17 protein-coding genes and 2 other annotated features are annotated in these 19059 nt (G+C 35.6%); of the genes, 5 read left to right on the top strand and 12 right to left on the bottom strand.

Going from position 1 to position 19059, the window contains the following annotated elements; translation table 11 throughout:
* Positions 1-33: 33 nt before the first annotated feature.
* The gene (locus GW534_RS06310) at positions 34-2187 is read right to left on the bottom strand and encodes an EAL domain-containing protein (RefSeq protein WP_246203980.1); all 2154 of its coding nucleotides are present in this window, start codon (positions 2185-2187) and stop codon (positions 34-36) included.
* Between the two features lie 287 nt (positions 2188-2474).
* On the opposite strand from GW534_RS06310, the gene GW534_RS06305 reads away from it, so the two are divergent.
* Both GW534_RS06305 and GW534_RS06300 read left to right on the top strand, forming a co-directional pair.
* Entirely contained in the window at positions 2475-3041 is a 567-nt protein-coding gene (locus GW534_RS06305; protein WP_161920212.1) for a nitroreductase family protein, read from the top strand.
* A gap of 110 nt (positions 3042-3151) precedes the next feature.
* Positions 3152-3685, top strand: a complete 534-nt coding sequence (locus tag GW534_RS06300; RefSeq protein WP_161920211.1) for an NADPH-dependent FMN reductase — start codon at positions 3152-3154, stop codon at positions 3683-3685.
* 169 nt (positions 3686-3854) lie between these two features.
* On the opposite strand, the gene pdxR is transcribed toward GW534_RS06300, so the two are convergent.
* Positions 3855-5258, bottom strand: a complete 1404-nt coding sequence (gene pdxR, locus GW534_RS06295; protein ID WP_161920210.1) for a MocR-like pyridoxine biosynthesis transcription factor PdxR — start codon at positions 5256-5258, stop codon at positions 3855-3857.
* A gap of 123 nt (positions 5259-5381) precedes the next feature.
* Between pdxR and pdxS the strand changes: the two genes are divergently transcribed.
* Entirely contained in the window at positions 5382-6236 is an 855-nt protein-coding gene (pdxS, locus tag GW534_RS06290) for a pyridoxal 5'-phosphate synthase lyase subunit PdxS (protein ID WP_407670445.1), read from the top strand.
* Between the two features lie 173 nt (positions 6237-6409).
* Positions 6410-7912: a glycine betaine uptake BCCT transporter gene (locus GW534_RS06285; protein ID WP_161920208.1), complete on the top strand. Its 1503-nt coding sequence runs from the start codon at positions 6410-6412 to the stop codon at positions 7910-7912.
* 62 nt (positions 7913-7974) lie between these two features.
* Here GW534_RS06285 and GW534_RS06280 read toward each other — a convergent pair whose 3' ends face one another.
* The 8 genes from GW534_RS06280 to GW534_RS16760 all read right to left on the bottom strand — a co-directional run bounded on the left by GW534_RS06280 (position 7975) and on the right by GW534_RS16760 (position 15444).
* A complete protein-coding gene (locus GW534_RS06280; RefSeq protein ID WP_161920207.1) occupies positions 7975-9009 on the bottom strand; it encodes an NADH:flavin oxidoreductase/NADH oxidase in 1035 nt (344 codons plus the stop codon).
* A gap of 567 nt (positions 9010-9576) precedes the next feature.
* Positions 9577-10377: a tryptophan synthase subunit alpha gene (gene trpA / locus GW534_RS06275; protein ID WP_161920206.1), complete on the bottom strand. Its 801-nt coding sequence runs from the start codon at positions 10375-10377 to the stop codon at positions 9577-9579.
* Positions 10377-11573, bottom strand: a complete 1197-nt coding sequence (trpB, locus tag GW534_RS06270; RefSeq protein ID WP_161920205.1) for a tryptophan synthase subunit beta — start codon at positions 11571-11573, stop codon at positions 10377-10379. Before trpB ends, trpA begins: the two co-directional genes overlap by 1 nt.
* Positions 11570-12181, bottom strand: a complete 612-nt coding sequence (locus GW534_RS06265; RefSeq protein WP_161920204.1) for a phosphoribosylanthranilate isomerase — start codon at positions 12179-12181, stop codon at positions 11570-11572. The genes trpB and GW534_RS06265 overlap by 4 nt, the downstream gene beginning before the upstream one ends.
* A 19-nt stretch (positions 12182-12200) precedes the next feature.
* Positions 12201-12986, bottom strand: a complete 786-nt coding sequence (gene trpC / locus GW534_RS06260) for an indole-3-glycerol phosphate synthase TrpC (protein WP_161920203.1) — start codon at positions 12984-12986, stop codon at positions 12201-12203.
* Positions 12987-14006, bottom strand: a complete 1020-nt coding sequence (gene trpD / locus GW534_RS06255) for an anthranilate phosphoribosyltransferase (protein WP_161920202.1) — start codon at positions 14004-14006, stop codon at positions 12987-12989.
* 46 nt (positions 14007-14052) lie between these two features.
* Positions 14053-14868: an anthranilate synthase component I family protein gene (locus GW534_RS16765; RefSeq protein WP_312854636.1), complete on the bottom strand. Its 816-nt coding sequence runs from the start codon at positions 14866-14868 to the stop codon at positions 14053-14055.
* 18 nt (positions 14869-14886) lie between these two features.
* Positions 14887-15444 (bottom strand): hypothetical protein, encoded by a 558-nt coding sequence (locus GW534_RS16760; protein WP_312854635.1) that lies wholly within the window; start codon positions 15442-15444, stop codon positions 14887-14889.
* 62 nt (positions 15445-15506) lie between these two features.
* Positions 15507-15771 (bottom strand) — a binding site (T-box leader).
* Positions 15772-15848: 77 nt separating this feature from the next.
* Positions 15849-16102, bottom strand: a binding site (T-box leader).
* 640 nt (positions 16103-16742) lie between these two features.
* Here GW534_RS16760 and GW534_RS06245 point away from each other — a divergent pair.
* Positions 16743-17768 (top strand): PTS transporter subunit IIC, encoded by a 1026-nt coding sequence (locus GW534_RS06245; protein ID WP_161920201.1) that lies wholly within the window; start codon positions 16743-16745, stop codon positions 17766-17768.
* A 121-nt stretch (positions 17769-17889) separates the two neighbouring features.
* Here the strand turns inward: GW534_RS06245 and GW534_RS06240 are convergent, their stop codons facing one another.
* Both GW534_RS06240 and GW534_RS06235 read right to left on the bottom strand, forming a co-directional pair.
* On the bottom strand, positions 17890-18531 hold the full coding sequence (locus tag GW534_RS06240; RefSeq protein WP_161920200.1) for an FMN-dependent NADH-azoreductase: 642 nt from the start codon (positions 18529-18531) through the stop codon (positions 17890-17892).
* An 84-nt stretch (positions 18532-18615) separates the two neighbouring features.
* On the bottom strand, positions 18616-18939 hold the full coding sequence (locus GW534_RS06235) for a PadR family transcriptional regulator (RefSeq protein ID WP_161920199.1): 324 nt from the start codon (positions 18937-18939) through the stop codon (positions 18616-18618).
* Positions 18940-19059 lie beyond the last annotated feature (120 nt).

Genomic DNA, 19059 nt, shown 5'->3' with positions numbered 1-19059 from the left:
CTCAGTTCGAGACGCTAGCAAATTTTTCTACAATTATTTCTCTTTCACCCGATAATGTTGCTGCATAAACTGTTCGAAATCTTGTACACTTAGTGGTTTGCTAAAGTAATACCCTTGTCCCAACTTGCAACCTTCATTGACAAGTTCCACGACATGTTCTTTCATTTCCACACCTTCAGCGATTACATTAATACCAATTGAATTTGCTAATGTAATTACTGCTTTTATTATAGCCCGACTTTCTTCGTTTACGTGGATATCTTTTACAAAAGACTGGTCGACTTTTAACGTATCAATAGGTAAATGTTTTATATATGTTAATGAACTGTAACCAGTGCCAAAGTCATCAATTGACACTTGAATACCTAAATTACGGATTTGTTGTAAAATTTCCGCTGCATTTTTCACATCTGCAAAAACACTTTCCGTTACTTCCAACTCTAGCATCGCAGGATTAATTTGCGTTTCTTTTAAGATTTTCTCAACTTTATTTATAAATTCATTATCATCTAATTGACGAACTGAAACATTAACGGAAACTGGTAAGTACGGATAGCCCATCTCTTGCCACTTTACGATTTGTTCACAACTTTCCTTTAAAATCCATTCACCTAAAGGAATGATCATACCTGTTTCTTCTGCTAACGGGATAAACTTCCCTGGTGGAATTCTTCCAATAACAGGGTGATTCCAGCGTACAAGTGCTTCCATCCCAATCAATTGTCCTGTTTTAATATTTAGTTTCGGTTGATATTCTAAATAAAATTGTTGATTGATAATGGCATCACGCATAGCGTTTTCTAGTAGACGTTTTTCTAACGACTCATTCTCTAAATTTATATCGTAAAAAGCATACCCATTTTTACCTTGTTTTTTTGCCAAATGTAGAGCAGCATCCGCATTTTTAAGTAAATCTTCACCATTTTTTCCATGTTCCGGGTATATTGCCACTCCAACACTAAAGTTCACGTAATGGGTATCTTTTCCTAACACGATTGGTTGATGCGCCTTTTGTAAAAGGTCATTTAAATAATCTTCAATTTCTGTTTTACTATCAATATTTTTTAATAAGATGATAAATTCATCTCCACCAAGTCGTGCGATTAAATCTTGCGGTTTTAATGATTTCTTTAATTTTCTTGCAATCTCTACTAACAATTGATCAGCAATGTCATGACCACATTCGTCGTTGATTGTTTTAAAATCATCAATATCAATAAAAAGTAGGGCAAGTTTCGAACGAGAAAACTTTTGATCCATAATCTCAGTACGCAAATTACTCATAAATAAACGGCGATTCGGTAATCCGGTTAATGAATCGTGATATGCGAGATAATTTATCTCCTCTTCAATTTTTTTACGGTCGCGAATATCACGAATAACAACCGTTAACAAATCTTTATTGGAATCATCATAACTTTTAACGATATTAAACGATGCTTCAACATCAATTAATTTCCCGTAAACATCTTGTAATTGAAATTCAATTTGAAGCTTGTCTTTTGCACGATTAAAACATGATGTGATTTTTTCTTTAACAAACTCGATATCTCTTGGAGCAATTAAATCAAATAGATTTCCGGACTCTAAATGGGGTAAATTATAACCTAATAGGGATGTATATGAAGGAGATACGTAAACAAAATCTCCATTCTCTTCAATTATTGAGATTAAGTCCGATGAGTTTTCTGCAATTAAGCGGTACTTTTCATTACTTTTACGAATTTCTTCTTCCAACAATTTCTCTTTTGTAATATCCGTTCGAATCGAAATATATTGGTAAGGCTTTCCTTTTTCATTAAGAAAAGGAACTATCGTTGAATGGACCCAGTAATAGGAACCATCCTTTTTCTTATTTCGAAATTCACCTTTCCATACATTACCAGTCCCAATCGTACGATACATATTTTTAAAATATTCCTTTGAATGTAATCCAGAATTTAATATTCGGTGATTCTTTCCTATTAATTCTTCCTTCATATATCCAGTAATTTCACAAAAGAGATCATTGACGTACCGAATGTTTCCCTTCGGATCAGTAATCGCAATTATGGCTGACTGATCGAGAGCATATTTTATATCATATAAATCCCTTAACTCTTCAGAAGAAATCATATTTTCATTTATATTCGGATTTTTATCACTATTCTCTTTTACGTTTTTTTGATTAAACTTTAGGTTATCCATATTTCTCCCTCGATTTAAGAAAATATAATTGTTTACTAGATTAGACTTGTTTTAACTTAAAACTTATTTTACTATAAAAAGCGCTTTCTTTCTATTGTTTTGGGCAACCGTTAACATTTTGTCAAAATTAAAAAACAAGGGAGACTAATCCCTTATTTTAAAAGGAAAAAGTGTCCCTTAACTAAATTTGTCATTGTACAGGAGAACTTTAATGAAAATATCTCTCAATTGAATAATAATTTTTTTGTGAATATACTAGTTATAGTAAGCTAAAGGGGTGGAGAGTTATGGAATTTGCGGAATTAATCCAGTCTCGTCGATCTATAGGGGTTGTTAGTGACAAAGATGTACCTGATGAGTTAATTAAAGAACTTTTAGACATTGCTGTCTGGGCACCAAATCACAGAAAGACAGAACCTTGGAAGTTCCGTGTATTTAAAGGGGATGCACGGGTTAAACTTGGTGAAGAAATGGCACGAATTACAGAAAAGAATGTTGCAGGTTTGAGTGAAGAAGAAGCACAAAGAAAAATTGAAAAAGTTCGCAAAGGTCCATTACGTGCACCAGTTCTTGTTTTTGTCGCAGTTAGTCCATCAGGGAAAAACCCAGAAATTGAAGAAGTAGTTGCAGCAGGATGTGTGTTACAAAACCTCCTACTAGCAGCCCATGAAAAAGGTTTAGCTACGATATGCCGTACAGGTGATATCGCCCATGCTCCTGAGTTAAAACCGTATTTAAAATTAGAAGAGCAAGATAAAGTTATCGGAATCGTCTATATCGGTTATCCTAAACAAGAATATAATATTAAAGCACAACGGATTCCTGCCGAAGAAAAAACAATTTGGTTTGAATAATGATGAGCCCGGCGAACAATGTTTTGTGCGCTGGGCTTATTAGATGTTTATAAAAATTGGTTATAAGACATTTTTTTATAATTTTTACTTATAAAAAGGAGGTCCTAAATTTGAAACTTGTTGGTATTTCAGGAGCTTTAGCCGGGAGTAAAACGGCCCATATGGTCGCCCAAGTGCTTCATGCTGCAAAATTTTTAAATCCTCATATTGAAACTGAACTAATTGATTTGAAAGATTATGACATTGAGTTTATGCGAGGGTATGCCCTTTACACGTATAACGAGGATACCGTAACTGTTGTTAATAAAATATTAAAAGCAGATTGTATCGTAATCGGTACACCAATCTATCAAGCTTCCATTTCCGGTAGTTTAAAAAACTTACTTGACCATTTACCTGAATATGCCTTTGATAAAAAAATTGTTAGTTTTATCACAACGGCTGGATCTGAAAAATATTTTTTAGTCGGTGAATATCATTTACGACCAATTATACAATTCTTTGGAGGCATCCTTCCTTCACGTAATGTTTTTGTTCCCGATGATAGTTTTAATGATGAGAGTGAAATTGTCGATAAACTTATCCTGAAACGAATCGAAGGAATGGCTAAAGAAATATTAGATTTGAGTGGTAAAAAGGAATAGGGTTAAACGACAATTTTTTTGCAAATCCTTTAAGAGTTTCTCTAAAATTCACGTAAAAGACAGTCTGAATTGAATTAATTAATCTTTTGTCCTTTATAAGCCTTCTAAAGGAAAATTCTATTTTTAATTTAAACGATACTGTCTTTTACAATCACCTTGACCTTGGGCATTACTTTCCGATTTTCCAACTCCGTAATAACACATGGATTCCTTCCTCAAGCTGTTCTTCTGGAACTCCAGCAAATCCAAAGACGATTTTCGGTGGAGTTTCCATTTTCCCTTCTAATGAATAATGCGATAACGGGTAAACTTTCACATTTTCTTCTAAGGCCCTTTCAACAAGTTCTTTTTCTTCCATACCATTTTGCACCTTTAACACAATATGAAAACCAGAATGGGCTTCGATTACTTTAATATCGATTTTATATGGGCGAAATACGTCTAATGTTTTTTCTAATTTTCTGCGATAAATTTTTCTCATCCGATTCAAATGACGTTCAAAGTCACCAGCTTGCATGAACTTCGTTAAAATCGTTTGGTTCAAACGAGGAACAGTACAATGGTAAAAAGATAATTTCGTTTTAAATTTTTCTAGAAGTGAATTCGGCAATACCATATAGCTAATTCGAATGGAAGGCATTAACGCTTTAGAAAAAGTACCTAAATAGATGACTTTTCCAGCTTGGTCCATACTTTGTAATGACGGAATTGGTGTGCCACTATAACGGAACTCACTGTCATAATCGTCTTCAATAATATATCGATTTTCCTTTTCCTGTGCCCATTTTAAAAGCTGAACCCGTCTATTAACAGATAGAACATAACCATACGGAAAATGATGTGACGGTGTAACATAAACGACATCAGGGTGCAATTGTTCTATCAAATTTACACATACACCTTCTTCATCAACCATAATTGGTTTTACATCATTTGGGAAATTTTTTAAAATCCTTGAGATTACATGATACCCAGGATCTTCTACTCCATATGTCGTATCTTGTCCAAATAATTGGATGAGCATCAGTAATAATGTTTCAATTCCCGCTCCAATAATAATTTGATCTGGTGAACATTTTACTCCCCGAGCCTGATACAAATAATGGGCAATTTCACTACGTAAGCTATATTCCCCCTGTGCATCGCCATGTAAAAGCAATGATTGATGCTCCTCATGTATAATATCTTTCGCATACTTCCGCCATTTTGCAAAAGGAAAATTTTCTGTATCAATCCAACTCGGGTGAAAATTATACTTAACTTGCACTTCCTTCTCTATTATCGGTTCAACAACTTCATGTTCCAAATTAATAATATCTAACTCTTCATATGCCAAAACAAAATATCCTTTACGTGGTACGCCTTTTATATATCCTTCAGCAATTAATTGATCATAAGCCGTTTCTACCGTGTTTAAACTTATTTTCAAATAATCAGCCAATTTTCTTTTTGAAGGAAGTTTAGAACCATAACTAATGTTGCCAGTTATAATTTCACTTTTAATAAATTGATATAACTGCTCATATATTGGGGTTTCACTATCCCTTTTTAAATTACAAGCAAGCATATCCATTTCTTTCACACTCCAATCTGGTCCTGTTAAATTATATATATCTGGAACTTTTTCTCATACCAGCTTCTTTTTATAATATAGTAAATTTTAAAAAATACAACAATTCAAATGGAGTGTGGAACAATGACAAAATTACAATTTCCAAAAGCCGGCGTCATTATGGACGTTGTTAATGCAGAACAAGCAAAAATAGCTGAAGCTGCTGGAGCAGTTGCCGTTATGGCATTAGAACAAGTCCCTTCAGACATACGCAAAAGTGGCGGTGTCGCTCGCATGGCAAACCCGAAAATCGTTGAAGAAGTAATGAATGCAGTTAGTATTCCTGTAATGGCAAAAGTGCGTATTGGCCATATTGTGGAAGCACGTGTATTAGAAGCAATGGGTGTTCATTACATAGATGAAAGTGAAGTTTTAACACCGGCGGATGATGAATTCCATTTATTAAAGAGCGATTTTTCTGTACCGTTCGTTTGTGGTGCCCGTGATTTAGGTGAAGCGGCTCGTCGTCTTGGTGAAGGAGCATCAATGCTTCGTACAAAAGGGGAACCAGGAACAGGAAACATCGTAGAAGCTGTTCGCCATATCCGTAAAGTGAATGCCCAAGTTCGTAAAATTGTAAATATGAATGATGATGAATTAATGACAGAAGCGAAAAATCTTGGTGCACCGTACGAAATTTTAAAACAAATTAAAGAAGCTGGAAGATTACCGGTTGTAAACTATGCTGCTGGAGGTGTAGCAACTCCTGCAGATGCTGCTTTAATGATGGAATTAGGTGCAGACGGTGTATTCGTTGGCTCTGGAATTTTCAAATCTGAAACTCCAGAGAAATTTGCTCGAGCAATTGTTGAAGCTACAGCAAACTATAAAGACTATGACTTAATCGCTAAACTTTCAAAAGATTTAGGATCACCGATGAAAGGTATTGATATTACAACACTTGCAGTAGAGGAAAGAATGCAAAATCGTGGATGGTAATAATAACTTGTTTCGTTAATAAAGGCGTAAAACATTATACTATAGGAGTTTTTATGACATGGAATTTTTTCCATGTCTCTTTTATCTTTCATACTTTTGGATTAATCCCCTATGAATTAGCCATATTAAGATAGTAAGCAAATATTTTAATTCTTTTTAGGTTAGGGGTTTAAATGATGAAGGATAAAACTGTCTTTTATACATCTGCAATTATTCTTTTACTAATTGTTTTATTCGGTATCCTAGCTCCACAGGCGCTTGAAAATGTAACAGCAAATATACAACATTTTATTACACAATATTTCGGCTGGTATTATTTGATCGTTGCCTCGGTTTTTCTCATTGTATGTGTTTATTTGTTCATCACACCAATTGGACGTATTAAGTTAGGAAATCAGGATGATAAACCAGATTTTTCACGCATATCTTGGATAACCATGCTTTTTAGCGCCGGTATGGGGATTGGGCTTGTCTTTTATGGCTCCGCTGAACCGATTAGCCATTATGCAATTAGCTCACCAACTGGAGAACTTGGAACAAATCAGGCAGTGAAAGATGCCCTCACCTATACTTTTTTTCATTGGGGATTACATGCATGGGCCATTTATGGAATCGTAGGATTAATCATCGCTTATTTTACTTTTCGAAAGAAAGAACCTTTAACAATTAGTAACACATTAAAACCGATATTAGGTAAAAAAGTGAACGGAAAAACAGGAAAAATTATTGATATTTTAGCCATCCTATCGACGGTTTTTGGAGTAGCAACTACATTAGGTTTCGGTGCGATGCAAATCAATGGGGGGCTTTCCTTCCTTTTTGGAATACCGACTAATTTTTCCATACAAATCATTATTATCGTAGTTGCTACATTTTTATTTATTGCATCATCTTTGTCTGGTCTTGGAAAGGGGATTAAAATTTTAAGTAATGGAAATATGTTTTTAGCTGGATTACTGTTAGTAATTATGCTTATATTCGGTCCAACGATGATGATTTTAAATTTATTTACGAACACAATCGGTACTTATTTACAAAACCTTCCTTATATGAGTTTTCGATTGGCACCACTGAATGCGGATATTCGTGATTGGATTAATTCCTGGACAATATTTTATTGGGCATGGTGGATTGCCTGGTCACCATTTGTCGGAATTTTTATTGCTAGAATCTCAAAAGGTAGAACTATTCGTGAATTTGTTTTTTGTGTCCTTCTTCTCCCTTCCCTATTTGGCTTTCTATGGTTTGCAACCTTTGGAGGGACTGCAATACAGTTAGAAGCGCTAGGTGTTGCTAACATTTCTAACTTAGCTTTAGAACAATCTCTTTTCGGAGTTTTTGATCAATATCCATTAGGAATGGTAATGTCCATTGTAGCTATAGTTTTAGTTGTTGTGTTTTTTATTACATCAGCCGATTCAGGTACTTTTGTTTTAGCCATGTTGTCTGCCAATGGGATAGCCAACCCATCTAATCGAATGAAACTTATTTGGGGCATTTTACTCATGGCAATTGCCTTAGTATTACTTTATTCCGGTGGTTTATTAGCCTTACAAAATGCGATGATTGTAGCCGCATTACCATTTTCAATTATCATGATTTTAATGACAGTAAGTTTGTTCACTTCATTAAATAAAGAAGCAAAACAATTATTTAGTAGGTATGGAAAAAAATAAAAATGTAATTTTTTTTTAAAATAAAAACCAGACTCCTTGCGCGAGGTGTCTGGTTCTTCTGTTTATTTAATTCTTGGAAATCCTCTTGTGTATTGAGTTGGAATAATTCCTTCTTGTTTTAAATGAACAGCTGCTTCTAATGCCCAATGTGGATTTCGGAGCATGCCACGTCCAATGGCCACAAGATCTGCATCACCGTTACCAATAACTGCATTGGCAAGATGAGGTTCTTCTAATCTACCAACAGCGATTACTGGAACATCACAGGCTTCTTTAATTTTTCTAGCAAAAGGTACTTGATAAGCCGCGTGAATTCCTGGTTTTCCACCGCTTCCAATTGGTCCTTCTCCACCAGAACTTATATGGAAGAGATCAACACCGGCTTCTTTATACTGTTTGACAAGTTCAATTGCATAATCGATTCCGTAACCACCTTCAACATACTCAACAGCAGAGATACGGAATGTTAATGGCATATTTGCTGGCAGTTCACTTTTAACTGCTTGAATTACATCTACACCAAATTTTGCTAAGTCTTTTCCATATTCGTCAGTTCGTTTATTTGTTAATGGCGATTGAAATTGATGGATTAAGTAACCATGGGCACCATGGATTTCAACGGTATCAACACCCGCTTTTACAGCACGACGCGCAGCTAAACGAAACTTTTCCACCATTTCTTTCACTTCATCGGTCGTTAATTCTCGAGGTGTTTTAAATTCTTCACTAAAAGGGATTGACGATGGAGCTACTGGAACTTCCGCATCTTCTGCTTTTCTTCCCGCGTGGGCAATTTGAATCCCCACTTTTGCGCCATGTTGATGACACCCTTCAATAATTCTCTGAAATGCTGGAACTTGAGCGTCAGACCATAACCCTAAATCATAGTCAGTAATTCGACCATCTGGTTCTACATCAGTCATTTCAATAATAATGAGACCTGTTCCACCAATTGCTCGACTTACATAATGTACATAATGCCATTCATTTGGTATACCGTCTTTTTTTGTCACAGAATATTGACACATCGGTGGCATAACGATTCGATTTTTTAATTCCAATCCTTTAATTTGATACGGGCTAAATAGATTATACAAGATAGAACCTCCATTCAATATGTATTTCGATTTTATTATACGCTGAAAGGAGTTCGGATTCATTTTATATGAACTTTTTAATAATGAAAAAGGATATTTGGTAACAATTAAAATAAGATTGCTAATTTCTAGTATTCTTCTTGTTACTGTGGAAGATTCGCACAAAAATTAAGAAATTCGCACAAAATCATTGCGGTTTCGCACACATTTTTTTAATTTCGCACACTTCAATGTGGTTTTCGCACACTTTTTACTAAAATTAGCACAGTTATAATAAAAAATCGCACATTCTATCAAATTTTCAGTCTAACACATATTGAAATTAGACACCTTTATGTGAATTTGATCTTGTTTATGAGCGATTTTCCAAATTTTATGAGCGAAACCCAATAACTTTTGAGCGATTTGCCCCATTTTTTGAGCGACTATTTCAAACAATGAGCGATATTGCTTCCTATGAGCGAATTCCACAACATTATGAGCGATAATAACTGAATAATGAGCGAATCCACCTCAACTATTTTTCAAGCAAAATAAAACCAACTTAATCATATAAACCAAGCCATATTACTCTTGATGACTTGGTTCTAATTTTTGAATACTTCCTTGAATCAATGCTTTGACTTCCTCCTCTTTTCCTTCATGGAATAAATCAACGATGCGACTACCAACAATAACACCATCACAATGTGCGCTTAACTTTCGTGCTTGCTCTACACTTGAGATACCGAATCCGGCTAAAACAGGTACAGAACTATACTCCTTTAACTTTTTCAAATAATCTTCTACTTGTTCTTCATGGGTTTTTCGTGACCCTGTAGTTCCCATAACAGACACAGCGTATAAAAATCCTTCCGATCGACGAGCAATTTCTTTTATACGATCTTCAGAACTTGTCAATGCTACAAGTCGAATAAAGGCAATATCGTTCCGCTTCAAATACTCGGTAACGAGATCCTCTTCCTCCATAGGAACATCGGGGATAATAACACCATCTACTCCTGCTACTCTAGCATCTTCGGCAAATTTTTCTAAACCGTACCGAAAGACTAGATTAATATATGTCATAATAATGATCGGAACCGTTGTCTCCTCTTTAAATTCTTTTAATTTTTCTAACACACCCTTCAACGTTGTTCCTTCTTTTAAAGACCGCAAGCCTGCCTTTTGAATCGTCGGTCCATCGGCAACAGGATCCGAAAACGGAATACCAAGTTCAATAGCAGAAACTCCACTATCTTCTAAAAACTGAATTCGTTCCTGTAAAATATCTAACCCGCCATCTCCAGCCATAATATAAGGAACAAATAACTTCTCTCTGTTAGCCAATTTTTCTTTAAAAACCTTCTCAATCCGCTCTTTTCCCATTATTCTACCTCCAATCGTTTTTGCACTTGAGCAACATCTTTATCGCCTCTACCTGATAAACAAACTACAATCGTTTCATCTGGGGACATATCTTTTGCTAATTTAACCGCATAAGCCACCGCATGGGAACTTTCCAACGCTGGAATAATTCCTTCTGTTTTTGATAAAAGTTGGAATGCTTCTAAAGCTTCTTTGTCTGTTACCGATTCATAAGTGACCCGATTTGTTTCGTGTAAGTAACTATGTTCCGGCCCAACTCCAGGATAATCAAGACCGGCTGAAATAGAAAAGGCTTCTTTTATTTGTCCCGCATCATCTTGCAACACTTTTGATAAAGATCCGTGCAAAATTCCTTTTTCCCCTTTTGTAATCGCAGCAGCATGTTGACCTTTTTCAATCCCTAAGCCACCTGCTTCAACTCCATATAGCTTAACTTCATCATCTTCAACGAACGGATAAAACATGCCAATCGAATTACTGCCACCTCCGACACAAGCTATAACGGCATCTGGTAGTTTTCCTTCTTGTTGTAATATTTGTTCTCGCGTTTCCATACCGATTACCGATTGAAAATCACGGACCATTTTCGGAAATGGGTGGGGGCCAACTGCTGAACCGATAATGTAATGGGTATCGTTAACATGACTTGCCCAGTAACGTAAAGCCTCATTTGTCGCATCTTTTAACGTCCCACTTCCATTCGGAACACTTCGTACTTCCGCTCCTAACAATTCCATCCGGAAAACGTTGAGTTTTTGACGTTCAATATCTTCTGCTCCCATAAAAATGATACAATCGAGATTAAATAAAGCACTCACAGTAGCGGTGGCAACGCCATGTTGACCTGCCCCTGTTTCCGCAATCACTTTCTTTTTCCCCATCCGTTTTGTTAGTAAAGCCTGCCCAATCGTATTGTTAATTTTATGGGCACCTGTATGGTTTAAATCTTCTCGCTTCAAGAAAATTTTCGCTCCACCGACATGCTTCGTTAACTGTTCGGCAAAATATAATGGAGTTTCTCTTCCAACATATTGTTTTAAATAATAACGTAACTCTTTTTGAAATTGTAGATCGTTTTGCGCTGTTTCGTAAGCCTCTTCCAATTCGATTAAGGCAGGCATTAAAAGTTCCGGAACAAATTGACCTCCATATGGTCCAAATTTTCCTCTTTTATCTGGCAACGTATATGTTGTCATTTTCTATCTCCTTCTTTCGCATTTTTAATAAACTGTTTTATTTTTAAAACATCTTTTTCACCATTCGTTTCTACACCACTTGAAACATCTACACCAATTGGATGAACCACTTTAATTGCTTGTTGTACATTTTCCACAGTTAAACCACCGGCTAAAATTAACTTACTTCGATCAAGTTTTAGTTCCTCAATTAGTTCCCAATTGAACGTTTTTCCACTTCCACCTCGATATTTGCCAGCTGGACTATCGATCAAGTAATAATCACAAGGATAATCTTGAATGTTTTCAAGATTAGATGAATCTGCCGCAAATGCTTTTATTACTCTAAATGGTAACTTTCGAGCAACTTCAGCCGGTTCATCTCCATGTAATTGGAGATAATCTAATCCAACTTGTTTTGCAATTTCAATCATCCGCTTCGGCTGTTCATTTACAAAAACACCGACTTTTTTTACTTGGTTAGGCAATCCGCTAGCAATTTCGGTAGCCTGCTCAGGAGAAATTTTCCGCTTACTTTCGGCAAATACAAAGCCAATAAAATCTGCCCCCTCCTGAACGACTACCTCAGCTGCTTCTCTTGTTTGAATCCCGCAAACTTTAACTAACATAGTTCTTCGCTCCTCCACCTCATTTCACTGAACTTTTCGATAATTCAACCTGAAATTCTTGGAACTTCTCTTCTAAGTTTTCAGCTAACATAAATGTTTCACCTACTAAAATTGCCTTTGCACCAGCATCCCTTGCTAATTCAACGTTCGCTCTTATTTTCATCCCACTTTCACTAACTAAAATTGTGTCCGAATTTGTAATCATTGAAGCTAATTTTTCGGTTGTTGAAAGACTAACGTCAAACGTTTTTAAATCCCGATTATTTATCCCAATGATTTCAGCATTCAACTCTAACGCCCGTTTCATTTCTTCTTCATTATGCACCTCAACAAGCACCTCTAAATCTAAACCTTTTGCATAATGATATAGCTCAGCTAACTCATCTTGTGACAGGGTAGCTACAATAAGAAGAATAATATTGGCACCGTTTGCTTTCGCATAATCTATTTGAACCGGATCAATTATAAAATCTTTACATAAAATTGGAATATCTACCGCTTCCCTAACTTGTCGCAAGTCATCCATTGAGCCATTGAAAAATCGTTGGTCAGTTAAAACTGAGATGGCAGCAGCTCCTAATTTTTCATATTGTTTCGCTCTCGCAATAGGGTCAACACTAGCATCAATTTCACCTTTAGATGGTGATGCCCGTTTAATTTCTGCAATAATATTCATTTGATTTGATTGTTTCACTTTTTCTTTAAACATCGGCACTCTTTTTTCAATAACTGGCTCTATGTTCTTTTTCTTTAATTCAGCTACTTCTTTTCTTTTTTCAGCAATAATCTTATCTAATATTGTCACTTATACCACCCCGCTTAAATTTGTACTATATTCAACGAGTTTTTCTAATCGCTTCAGAGCCTCTCCGGATTGAATACTTTCTTCAGCAAGTCTAATTCCATCGCGAATGCTTTCCGCCTTGCCACTTGTAAATAATGCTAATCCTGCATTCAGAAGTACGGTATAATAATGGGGACCAATTTTACCATTTAACACTTGTAATAAAATTTCCGCATTTCGCTTTGCGTCGCCGCCTCGGATTTCTTCTATCGCGTAATATGGTAAGCCGACATCTTCCGGACGGAGTGTATAGGTAGTAACGTTGCCTTCGTGTAAAAAGACTATATGGTTTTCTCCAGCTAATGTCGCCTCGTCCAATCCACCAGCACCGTTTATAACCATAGCTCTTCTTCTGCCAAGCTTTTTCAGAGTTTCCGCAAGCATAGGTAATAACGATTTGTCATAAACTCCTAAAAATTGCGTATCAAGATCAACCGGGTTTACTAAAGGACCGATTACATTAAATACGGTTCGAATACCTAAATCACGGCGAACTTTAGTAAAGGGCTTTAAAGAAGGGTGAACATTTGGTGCAAATAAAAAGGCAATTTTATTTTCGTGTAATAATTCTTCAATTTGTTCATTTGATAGAGTAATAGAAACACCTAAAGCCTCTAAAACATCCGCACTCCCCGATTTACTTGTCACACTACGGTTGCCGTGCTTTGCAACAGTCACACCAGCACCAGCCAGAACGAAAGCACTCGTTGTACTAATATTAAAGCTAAAGGATTTATCTCCACCTGTTCCGCAATTATCAATGGCATTTAATATCGGAGTTGTTTTAAAGGTCGACTTAGCACATATGACATCGACGATACCGGCAATTTCATCGGCAGTTTCTCCCTTTGCCTGTAACGCTGTTAATAAAGCCGCAATTTCTGAATCCGTCGCCTCGTTAATGCAATACTCGGTTACTCCCTTCATCTCTTCATAACTCAAATCCGAACCAGCAATTAATTTTTCTAAATAAATTTTCATACTTGCATCCCCTTTCTTTAATTTTCCATTTTTCCAAACCTAAGTTTTATCCTTTAACTGAAATTTGCTTCGCTACTTCCATAATGGATCTAGCTTTATTTAATGTTTCGTTATATTCAAAAGTTGGATCAGACTCTTTAACAATTCCTGCTCCAGCTTGTAAATAGGCTAAACCATCTTTTATTACAAGCGAACGAATGGCTAAAGCGAAATTAATGTCTAAGTTAACATTGATATAGCCAATTCCTCCTGCATAAACGCCTCGTTTCTGTTCTTCCAGTTCATTGATAATCTGCATTGCCCGTATTTTTGGCATTCCTGATACAGTTCCTGCTGGTAAGCAAGCTAACAAAGCATCAATACTAGTAAAATCTTCTTTCAATTTCCCTCTTACTTCGGAAACAATGTGCATAACATGTTGATACTTTTCAATTTTCATATATGTTGGCGAGTGGATTGAACTCGCTTCACAAACACGTTCTAAATCATTGCGACTTAGTTCAACGAGCATATCATGTTCAGCTAATTCTTTTTTATCGGTCAACAGCTCTTTTTCTAATGCTTTATCTTCAGCCACTGACATGCCACGATGCCTTGTTCCGGCAATTGGATTTGTAATTACTTCATCGTTTTTCGTTTGAACTAAACTCTCCGGTGAAGCTCCGAGTATTTGATAATCTTCAAAGTCAATGTAAAACATATATGGTGACGGATTTACTTCCCTTAATTTCAAATAAAATGTAAAGGAATCACCTTCAAGTTTTCCTTTCATCCGTTGTGATAACACGACTTGGGCAACTTCTTCGTTTTCGATATGCTGTTTGATAATTTCTACTTTTTCTTTAAATTGTTGTTCAGTCATTGTGAATTGAAAATCGATTTAACATGTTTCTTTTCTGTTAGCCACCGTTTTTCTAGTTAATACATTTTGTAGTTCAGCTAATCTTTTTTCCAACACATCTTCAGGCTCACCATCTAAATTTAACGTAATGAAAGAAATCAACTTTGCTTCATGGTCAAAAACAATGACCGATTTGTATAACATAAAATGAACATCAGGCATCTTAATTTCATCTACTTTTGCTTCACCAATGGAAACAAAATGATGAATTGTATCGTAACTAATGTAGCCAATTGCACCCCCGTAAAAAGGGATTGGTAGATTGACTTCGATTTTAGGAAAATAGCTTTTCAAAAAATTTAGTGGATGCTGTTTTAATCTTTCAACATGACCATCAACGCTTCTTAATATCGTTTCTTTTCCCTCACTGATTACTTCTAAATATGGATCAGCACCGATAAATGAATATTTTCCTTTTTGTTCGTGGAGAAAAGTACTTTCAAGTAAAAATTTCTTCTTTCCATTCAATCTCTCAAAAAGATCAATCGGAGTTAATGAACCTGCCTTAACCGTAACTAATTTATAAAACTTTGTCATAATACACCTCCAAATTTTTTAAAATGAAAAAAGCCCTCTACAAACACACGTATCATGTGTTCGTAGAGGGCGATTGTATACCGCGGTGCCACCTCTATTGAAAAGAAAGCATAGTCCTTCCTTTTCATCTCTTTCGGATACGGGATTTTCCAAAATCCTTATATCCTATCCGTGTAACGCCGGAAAACGTACTTCCATACTCGAAATATTTCTTTCAGGAAGTCTCTCGCAAGTCCATTCGGTAACCATTCACGTACTGGATTCCCACCAACACCAGCTCTCTGGAACGCTTCAGAGTCACTTACTTCTCTTGCTCATCGAGTTAGAATATTAAATTTTTTAACTTAACGTAAGTATTTAGTCGAATTCACAAACAATTGTAAAATGCAAAAAGTCCCCCATCCGTAAAGGACGAGGGACCGCGGTACCACCTTTATTAGCTGAATGCAGCTCACTTTGACATGACTAAACAACATAGATTGTTTAGTCACTGTCTCAGATAACGATGAGACACTTTCGCCAAAGCCTACTGCATGAAAATCCATGGTTCGGTTTGGAGCTCAGAAGCCCATTCATCGATCTCCCCACACTGGTTTTCACCAACCACCAGCTCTCTATAGTGTTTCAATCGACTACTCTTCTTCTTCATAGCGTTATACAAATCAATTTTAAGATTATATTATATAATTCCCAATATATTGTCAAGGGTGAATTCTTGTTACTTAAATATTTAATCACAAATTAATATATTTATATATTATAAATCTACCAAGATTTTTTTAAAAAAAAATTAATATTCGAACGTAAATAAAATGTTATAAAAAACAAAGCTTTTTTTACCTTATGATACACAAGGAATTGAAACCGATACCAATAATGATATTGCTGACTTAGTGCTCATTTATATTTTTGTTTTTTATTCCAAAATAACAACATTTAATATTTTAAAATAAAAATAATTGACAATATATAATAATAATTATAATATAAATTCAATTTAAAAAAACAAAAATAAATCGAAAGGAGATCTTCCTCATGAAAACGAACCAACTTAAACAATTAGAAAACATTATTATTATTCATTAGTAGGACTGAAACAATTAACCAAAAAAATCGGTTATTGTTTGAGTCCTACTTGTGCTACCCTGTAGGCGCTCAAGCAATATAAACACAGCGCCTATCCAAAAACGGATAGGTTTTTTTATTATCATTTTACTCTTTTAAACTAAAGCTTTACTATAGCATTTTTTTAGATTACTACTCAATTAAAACAAAAAAACACATAGGAGGTATTATCAATGAAACGCTGGAGTAAAGAATATATTGTAGATCGAACTTATAAAGCAGCTGTAGGTTTAGCTAATGCGGTGTTAGTTTGTTTAGGGATTGGTCTACTCATTGAAACAATTGGAACATTCACTGGTTGGGAAGGATTTTTACAGATTGGAAAAGTAGCACAATTAATGCTTGCTCCAGCTATTGGTGCTGGTATTGCTTATCAATTAGGTGGGAATACGTTGGTTATCTTTAGTGCAATGGCTACAGCAACAGTTGGTGCGGGGGCGATGACATTAACTGAGACAGGTTGGGTTCTTACAACCGGTCAGCCGATCAGTGCAACGTTAACCGCATTAATTACTGTATGGATCGGTAAGAGAGTTACAGGTAAAACACAACTTGATATGCTTGCAATTCCATTCTCTGCTGTATTTGTCGGTGGGGTAATTGGGGTAGGATTAGCTGCAGTTATCACACCGCTTCTTAATACACTAAGCGCGTTTATCGCAACATCTGTCGCTGGTTCACCAATTGTCGGTTCTATTGTAATATCTTTAGTTTGGAGTATTTTCCTAATGTCTCCTGCTTCATCCGCTGCCATTGCTATCGCATTACAACTTGATCCAGTTTCAAGTGCCGCAGCATTAATCGGTTGTACAGCACAATTTGCTGGTTGGACAGCGATGAGCTTTAGACAAAATAACCTTGGTGCCAACATCGCACAAGGATTTTTAACACCAAAAGTACAAGTACCAAACTTAGTAAAAAATCCATGGACAGCCATCGGACCGTTTATTTCAGCAATTGTTTGTGCACCAATCGCAACTGTTATGTTCAACTTCCAAGTTCCATATCAGCTTGCAGGATTAGGACTTAACTCTTGGATCGCACCATTAAACATTTTAGCAAACCAAGGAGTATGGGTATTAAGTATGTACATCGTCGTTGGTGTAATCATTCCAGCTATTATCTCTGTTGTTTGCTACAACATTTTAAAAGCAAGAGGAAAAGCAAAAACAGAAGACTTAGTTCTTGTTGTTCAATAATGTGATACACCGGGACAGGTCCCTCGTTGCATTTTCAAAATGAAACACCGGACCCGCCCCTCTGTACCAAAAAGGCCAGAATCATTATGTATAAACATAATAACGATTCTGGCCTTCATTTTTAAGCTAGTTGTAATTCAAGTGTTTTAGCAGCTTCCGTTACTTTTTGTAACCCTTCAGCAATGATTTCCTCAGCACGAGCCGGGTCAGCATTATGACCTTCGATAATAACTTCGGCGATGATTTCCATACCGAAAAGGCCACCAAAAGCAGTGCGCATGTAATTCACGGACATATCCATTGGTGCTGTTTCTGGGGTAGAGTAAATACCACCACGTGCATTTAATAAAATGATTTTTTTATCTTTCATTAATTGAACAAGATTACCATTTTCATCATATTTAAACGTATATCCTGCTTCCCAAATGTAATCAATAAACGTTTGTAGCTTAGCTGGAATTGTTAAATTCCATAGTGGGAAAACAAATACGATAACATCAGCTTTGGAAAAAGCATCTTTGGCTTTTTGTTTTGCAGCTAAAATACGTTGTTCAATATCTAATAATTCTTCACCGCTTTGCAATTTGCCAAAGGCATTAAATAAGTCTTGACCAACGTATGGCATATCTTCAGCAAATACATCATATATAGTTACATTTAATTGCTTATTGTCTTTAATTGCTTCTAAAAATGTTTCGTACATCTTACTTGAGACACTTTCTGAAGCTGGTCGATTGTTTCCTTTTACAACTAATACGTTCATACAAAATACCTCACTATTTCAAAATTATAAAATATATGAATTCTAAGATATCACTCCACATTTAATTTATTTAAAAATTGACTTTTATTCACCTTTAGCACCTTCCTTTATTAATTCATTAACACCTTTCGTAAAAGCATCCCATTCATTTAGCAATTCATTAAGATATGCTTTTCCTTCATCAGTCAAGCGATAATATTTTCTAGGCGGTCCTTCTGTCGACTCTTTTAAATACGTCGTAAAATAGCCCTCTTTGTTCAACCGTCTTAATAACGGATAGACCGTCCCTTCCGATATATCAATTTGATCCGATATCTTTTGAACAAGTTCATATCCATAACAATCCTTTTTATTTAGTAAAACTAACACACACAATTCTAAAACACCTTTTTTAAATTGGATGTTCAATCTTTTCACCACCATACTAAGTTTGGTACTATATATTATATAGTACTGATGTATATTTGTTACCTTGAAAAATAATATATCATACAGTACTGTTTAAAACAAGGTACTGATTCGAAAAAA

The sequence above is a fragment of the Pallidibacillus pasinlerensis genome, from assembly GCF_009996845.1.
Classification (GTDB): Bacteria; Bacillota; Bacilli; order Bacillales; family Caldibacillaceae; genus Pallidibacillus; species Pallidibacillus pasinlerensis.
The sequence above is the reverse complement of the archived record's forward strand: the minus strand, read 5'-3'. Positions and strand labels throughout refer to the sequence as shown.

Excerpts from the sequence above, each read along its gene's own strand:
- GW534_RS06310 (WP_246203980.1), bottom strand. The coding sequence starts at position 2,187 with ATGGATAACCTAAAGTTTAATCAAAAAAACGTAAAAGAGAATAGTGAT.
- GW534_RS06305 (WP_161920212.1), top strand. The coding sequence starts at position 2,475 with ATGGAATTTGCGGAATTAATCCAGTCTCGTCGATCTATAGGGGTTGTT.
- pdxR (WP_161920210.1), bottom strand. The coding sequence starts at position 5,258 with ATGGATATGCTTGCTTGTAATTTAAAAAGGGATAGTGAAACCCCAATA.
- pdxS (WP_407670445.1), top strand. The coding sequence starts at position 5,382 with ATGACAAAATTACAATTTCCAAAAGCCGGCGTCATTATGGACGTTGTT.
- GW534_RS06285 (WP_161920208.1), top strand. The coding sequence starts at position 6,410 with ATGATGAAGGATAAAACTGTCTTTTATACATCTGCAATTATTCTTTTA.
- trpA (WP_161920206.1), bottom strand. The coding sequence starts at position 10,377 with ATGGGAAAAGAGCGGATTGAGAAGGTTTTTAAAGAAAAATTGGCTAAC.
- trpB (WP_161920205.1), bottom strand. The coding sequence starts at position 11,573 with ATGACAACATATACGTTGCCAGATAAAAGAGGAAAATTTGGACCATAT.
- GW534_RS06265 (WP_161920204.1), bottom strand. The coding sequence starts at position 12,181 with ATGTTAGTTAAAGTTTGCGGGATTCAAACAAGAGAAGCAGCTGAGGTA.
- trpD (WP_161920202.1), bottom strand. The coding sequence starts at position 14,006 with ATGAAAATTTATTTAGAAAAATTAATTGCTGGTTCGGATTTGAGTTAT.
- GW534_RS16765 (WP_312854636.1), bottom strand. The coding sequence starts at position 14,868 with ATGACTGAACAACAATTTAAAGAAAAAGTAGAAATTATCAAACAGCAT.
- GW534_RS16760 (WP_312854635.1), bottom strand. The coding sequence starts at position 15,444 with ATGACAAAGTTTTATAAATTAGTTACGGTTAAGGCAGGTTCATTAACT.
- GW534_RS06245 (WP_161920201.1), top strand. The coding sequence starts at position 16,743 with ATGAAACGCTGGAGTAAAGAATATATTGTAGATCGAACTTATAAAGCA.
- GW534_RS06240 (WP_161920200.1), bottom strand. The coding sequence starts at position 18,531 with ATGAACGTATTAGTTGTAAAAGGAAACAATCGACCAGCTTCAGAAAGT.